The organism is Myxosarcina sp. GI1(2024) (assembly GCF_053543375.1).
The window spans coordinates 72,090-76,864 of sequence record NZ_JBKGTY010000008.1 but is presented as its reverse complement, the minus strand read 5'-3'; the positions used below and the strand labels follow the sequence as shown (position 1 = coordinate 76,864).

General features: G+C 38.4%; 5 protein-coding genes and 1 pseudogene. 4 read left to right on the top strand and 2 right to left on the bottom strand.

What is annotated here, in order from left to right:
* Positions 1–59: 59 nt before the first annotated feature.
* The 3 genes and pseudogenes from ACLFKQ_RS23215 to ACLFKQ_RS23205 all read left to right on the top strand — a co-directional run.
* Entirely contained in the window at positions 60–1,403 is a 1,344-nt protein-coding gene (locus tag ACLFKQ_RS23215) for an IS701 family transposase (RefSeq protein WP_448998085.1), read from the top strand.
* Positions 1,396–1,671, top strand: a complete 276-nt coding sequence (locus ACLFKQ_RS23210; RefSeq protein ID WP_449002080.1) for a hypothetical protein — start codon at positions 1,396–1,398, stop codon at positions 1,669–1,671. The genes ACLFKQ_RS23215 and ACLFKQ_RS23210 overlap by 8 nt, the downstream gene beginning before the upstream one ends.
* 64 nt (positions 1,672–1,735) lie before the next feature.
* Positions 1,736–1,993 (top strand): annotated as a pseudogene (locus ACLFKQ_RS23205) (IS1634 family transposase); the annotation flags it as partial.
* Here ACLFKQ_RS23205 and ACLFKQ_RS23200 read toward each other — a convergent pair.
* Positions 1,982–2,506 carry a hypothetical protein gene (locus ACLFKQ_RS23200; RefSeq protein WP_449002079.1) on the bottom strand — a complete coding sequence of 175 codons (525 nt, stop codon included), beginning with the start codon at positions 2,504–2,506 and terminating at the stop codon, positions 1,982–1,984. The pseudogene ACLFKQ_RS23205 and the gene ACLFKQ_RS23200 overlap by 12 nt on opposite strands.
* A 5-nt stretch (positions 2,507–2,511) precedes the next feature.
* The gene (gene aat, locus ACLFKQ_RS23195; protein WP_449002078.1) at positions 2,512–3,087 is read right to left on the bottom strand and encodes a leucyl/phenylalanyl-tRNA--protein transferase; all 576 of its coding nucleotides are present in this window, start codon (positions 3,085–3,087) and stop codon (positions 2,512–2,514) included.
* 615 nt (positions 3,088–3,702) lie between these two features.
* On the opposite strand from aat, the gene ACLFKQ_RS23190 reads away from it, so the two are divergent.
* Positions 3,703–4,575, top strand: a complete 873-nt coding sequence (locus ACLFKQ_RS23190; RefSeq protein WP_449002077.1) for a CHAT domain-containing protein — start codon at positions 3,703–3,705, stop codon at positions 4,573–4,575.
* The last annotated feature ends 200 nt before the right edge of the window (positions 4,576–4,775 follow it).

The window sequence follows — 4,775 nt, the reverse complement described above, 5'->3', positions numbered from 1 at the left end:
TCTCCGAGTAGTAAAATAAAGGACTAGAAAAACAAAATTGCTAGAGAGTACATAGTGCAATGGATGTAGAGTTACAAATTCTCAAACATTTAGCCAGAGATGCACGACCGACAGTATCGGTGATTGACGAATATTGTAGCAGCTACAAAGACTTATTCCCTGAAGTAAGAAGTTACGAGTGTTTTAAGTACTTACATTTAGGAATTGTCTCACCAATTAAGAGAAAATCACTCCCAGAAATAGCGAAAATAGTAGGTATTAATTCAGCGCAATCACTACATCATTTTTTAGCTAAGTCCCCTTGGTCAATAATTGAGATTCGAAAACGAAGATTATCAAAAACACTTTCGGCATTATCAGGGAAGAAAATAACAGTAGTCATTGATGAAACAGGAGATAGAAAGAAAGGAAAAAAAACCGACTACGTAGCGCGGCAATACTTAGGAAGTATTGGCAAGATAGACCAGGGGATAGTTACAGTAAATAGCTATGGGATATACGACAATATTACTTTTCCTTTAATGTTGAAAGTTTTTAAACCGAAAGGAACATTAAAACCAGGGGATAAATATCAAACCAAGATTGAATTAGCTGCCGAAATAATCGAAGAACTAATAGATTTTGAGTTTGAGATTGAATTAGTATTAGCAGACAGTTTGTATGGAGAAAGCAGTTATTTCATACAGACATTAGACAAACCTAAATTGCCTTGGGTCTTAGCAATTAGGAATAATCACGGGGTTTGGATGCCTCATAATCAAAAAGTTAGAGCTAATAAATGGTGTGAATTTGAAAGAATTTTTAGTAATCAAAATTCAGAAATCAGATATGTTAGAGAAATTGTTTTTGGTCGCAGATGTTGGAGAACCTACTGGGAATTAACTACTAACCCCGAAACCATGCCAGAGAATTCTACATCCTTTGTTATGACTAATCTTACTGACAAAAGAAGTCAAATTAAGCAACGTCTTGGTAATCTTTATGGATTGAGAACCTGGGTTGAATATGGATTTCGACAGTGCAAACAAGAGTTAGGTTGGACAGATTACCGTTTCACTAAATTCGAACAAATTGAAAGGTGGTGGGAAATTATTTTCTCAGCTTACTGGATGATTAGCTCTCAAACAAAAGTGCTTTGTAGTCTCAATTATTCAGCAACTCACTCGAATTTTTCTGATGGTAAAGATGAGTTTGAGGCAAATTTTACTCGTCATCAACAGTGGTCTAATCAAGGTGGATGGAAAACTACTTTAAATAACCTTCGTTTAATTATTCAACCAATTACTTTACTCTGGTTAATTGTTCCCTGGTTAGACATTTTTCCCAATCGTCAGTTATTGTTGGGTTTTCATCAACTAATTGCCTTGATGAATCAATTTTCACCATACTTTCTCAGTGGATAAACTACGTTTCTACTATTTTTTATTTTCGGAGAGTGACAGAAGAGGGATAGCTGATGGTGCTGACTGGATTTGGCAACATATACCCCCTTTATTAAATCGTTTGGGATGTGGAGATAAGACGAGTTATCTTGTTGATTTTTATCATGCTACGGAATATTTACAAGTTTTTGCCGATGCTGCTTTTAGTAAGGAAAAGGAAAGATTGACTTGGTTTATTTCAGCCCGGTTTTCAATTCTGCCTACTCTTTTTAACACCAAAATATCTTAAAACTTCAAAATCTTCTCGCTTGTTTAGCGATCACCCTAAACTAAACCAACTTTTTCCGATTGCTCCCGGTTTATGTTTGCTGGTTTATACTCTCGGTCAACGTCAGTTACGACAAGCTTTAGCTCACGCAGAGGAGACTATTCCTAATCAACTTAAACAGCCTACTTCTACACCTACTTTAAGATGGGTTTTTCAGTGTTTTCAGGCTATTCATCTGGTTGCTCTCGATCGCCAACTACAAATTTCCAGTCTGACTGATACCCGTGTGCGGATTTTGCGTTTTCTCGGATGCCCCTGCCAAAAATATTATTTAGTTTGCTAACCTACCTGCGGAATGGCCGTTTATTTTCCCTTCATACCGCGATCGCAACTCATCGATTTGCTGTTGAAGTTCTTCGTACTTTTCTAAATATTCTTTTACTTCCTGGGGAATATCTGCCTGTTGGTAAAGATCGTGACTGGCAATTAAATCTACTAAATAGCGACTGCGAGAACGTTCGACAGTTTCTAATGCCTTAGCTAAATCTTCCTCTGTTTCCGACTCGATACAGGCTTCCACCATCCGCGTGTAGACATTTAAAGCCTTTTTAATAATTGCCTGTCGTCTTTCGTCAGAATTAATTTTGTCGCGACTGACTTCTACTCCTAAAATTGCTTTTTCATAACCCTCAATCGCCTCGCTCCATAACCGATTATCATATGCTAGATTGCCTAAATTGCGCCCGATGCGTGTACATTCGAAGGGAAAAGTATTCGGCGTAAATACCGTCAATGCAGCCCGAAAACAAGCGATCGCATTTTGAATCTGCCCTGCTGCGATTAATACCAAACCCAAACATTTTAGACAAAAGAACGAGGATAGTCGATCGCTCTGTCAAGTAAAACCTGGTATTTTCCAGAAGAAATTACATAAGAACCAAAGCGTTCTAGGTGAGAGTTTTGTAATTGTGCGTCGAATAGCATAAACTTTCTCTTACGGAGATGTTCGACTAATTTAACCATTGCTACTTTAGAACCTTCGCTAATCTGATAAAACATTGACTCGCCAATAAAGGCACTACCAATCGCGATTCCTAAAATTCCTCCCGCTAGTTCATTTCCCTGCCAGGTTTCAAAACTGTGCGCCCAACCTGCTCGATGCAAAGCCAAATAAACTTCGATCAGTTCCTCTGAAATCCAAGTTACATCTCGGTTGGCACAGCCCTTACATACAGCAATAAAATCGCGATCGATCGCCACATTAAAACGGTTTTGATTGATAACTCTTCTTAAAGATTTGGGATAGCGAAAGCGATCGTCTAGAGGAATTAAGGTATGCTGACGACTAGAATACCAATCTATCTTGCCATCATCATCTGCCATTAAAAAATAACCGCGACCGTATCCTTCAATAATTGAAGAAACATCAATTTTCATATGTTCATATGTTTTTATTTAATGCATTCCAAAAAAGTAGACGATAGAAAATAATTGTAACTACCCAGGTAGCTTAAGAAAAAACAGGAAGTTGACCAGAAAAAATATCACTCAAAACTTGAAGCAAATTGAGGTTTTGCTTCCTAGCGGTAGAAAGGACAGAACGGATATCTGTGTTCGGTGACTTCTATTGAGGGTTTTGGAATGTCAAACACTTGGCGTTTGATGCTAAACCAAAGTATCATTTTTTGGTTTTCTTTTCGACGTGATTGTTTCTCCTACCTGAGTAGTTACCAACTATCTAACAATACCATTGAGGCATTTAATTTCAAAAGCGGTATTTGATGAGCGATGAACTATTCTAAGATTATGTCGTTTCTTCGGTTTATCAGAGGGTTATTTTCTGCGGTTACAGAATGCCTGTGAAACTATGGAAGCCAAAAGAAAATTGGGAGAGCAATTAACAGCAATTAAGCCCTATACGCCATAAGCTATACTGCAATAGGATTTAGCGATTATTAGTAGTAGCCGTAGTAGCTTGGGGAGTATTAAAACTCCGATGAATGGCATTAAGGAGCATTAGTTTGTAGTCTTCTGGTTTGATTTGGGGGGCTTTTGTGCCGTTTCCTGGAAGGCGATTTATATCTGGTAACTCTCCGCTGCGAGCGCTTTGCTTTACGAGTCGTTTCTAGCTGTCAGATTTTGGCATTTTGCCGAGAAAGAGAACAAAATCTACCTCCTTTTGCCTATGGTACGGTGGTATACTCCCAACTGGGATTGCCTTTTTCTCAGATGGAAGAAAAATTAATCGCTCAAATGTATGGCATTTCAGTACCTCGCCGTCTCAAAGAAGCACTAGCTACTAAAGATAATTACTATCGCTTATTACATCATGAAAAAGTACAGGCGGTTCTTTCCAGTCATCATGCCCGATTTTATCCTGTTAATCCTTTGGAATCGGAATTGATTTTAGCCGATAGCAAACTTCAACTATTAGAACTATTAACCCTGAAATGGCGGATGAAAGAGCTAAATGAAGTCTTTCTTAGCTGTTGCGAAACTGGACTGGGTATTCCCGAAGCAACGGACAATTTACTGACTTTAGCCGCAGGTTTCTTATGTTCTGGGGCGCGAAGTGTAATTAGTTCCCTCTGGGTAGTTCCCGACGCTAGTACGGCATTACTTTCTTTTTATTATCATCAAGGCAGAAAACAGAGTTTGAGTCGTCCCCGCGCTTTACAACAGGCACAGTATCGATTGCGTAATTTGAGCGATTGCGATAAACAGGCAACCGACAAGGAGGCATACAAAGCTAAAGAACGAAAGAAAGAAGCTCGAAATACCCCAAAATACGAACAAAGTTTGCGAGAATATTTCTTTCGTCATAGGATTTTGTATTTAATAAAGCAAGTTTTACAGGAAAAGCGATCGCATCCTCTATCCCATCCTTTTTACTGGGCTGCTTTTACCTGTCAGGGTTTGGCTTGATTTTCATTTATTCCTAAACAACCTGTAATTCTATTTTCTTTCCTAAAGCTGCCAATGCCCTTTCTATAGTGCCTATTTTAGTTCCATGACGGGGATTGAGAATCCTTCTAACTTCTTTCTCATCCACTTCAATTAATTTAGCGGTGTTGGTAAGTAAGTAATGCTCTAAGAAAAAACAGAGGCGGTATTAGATCTAAGAT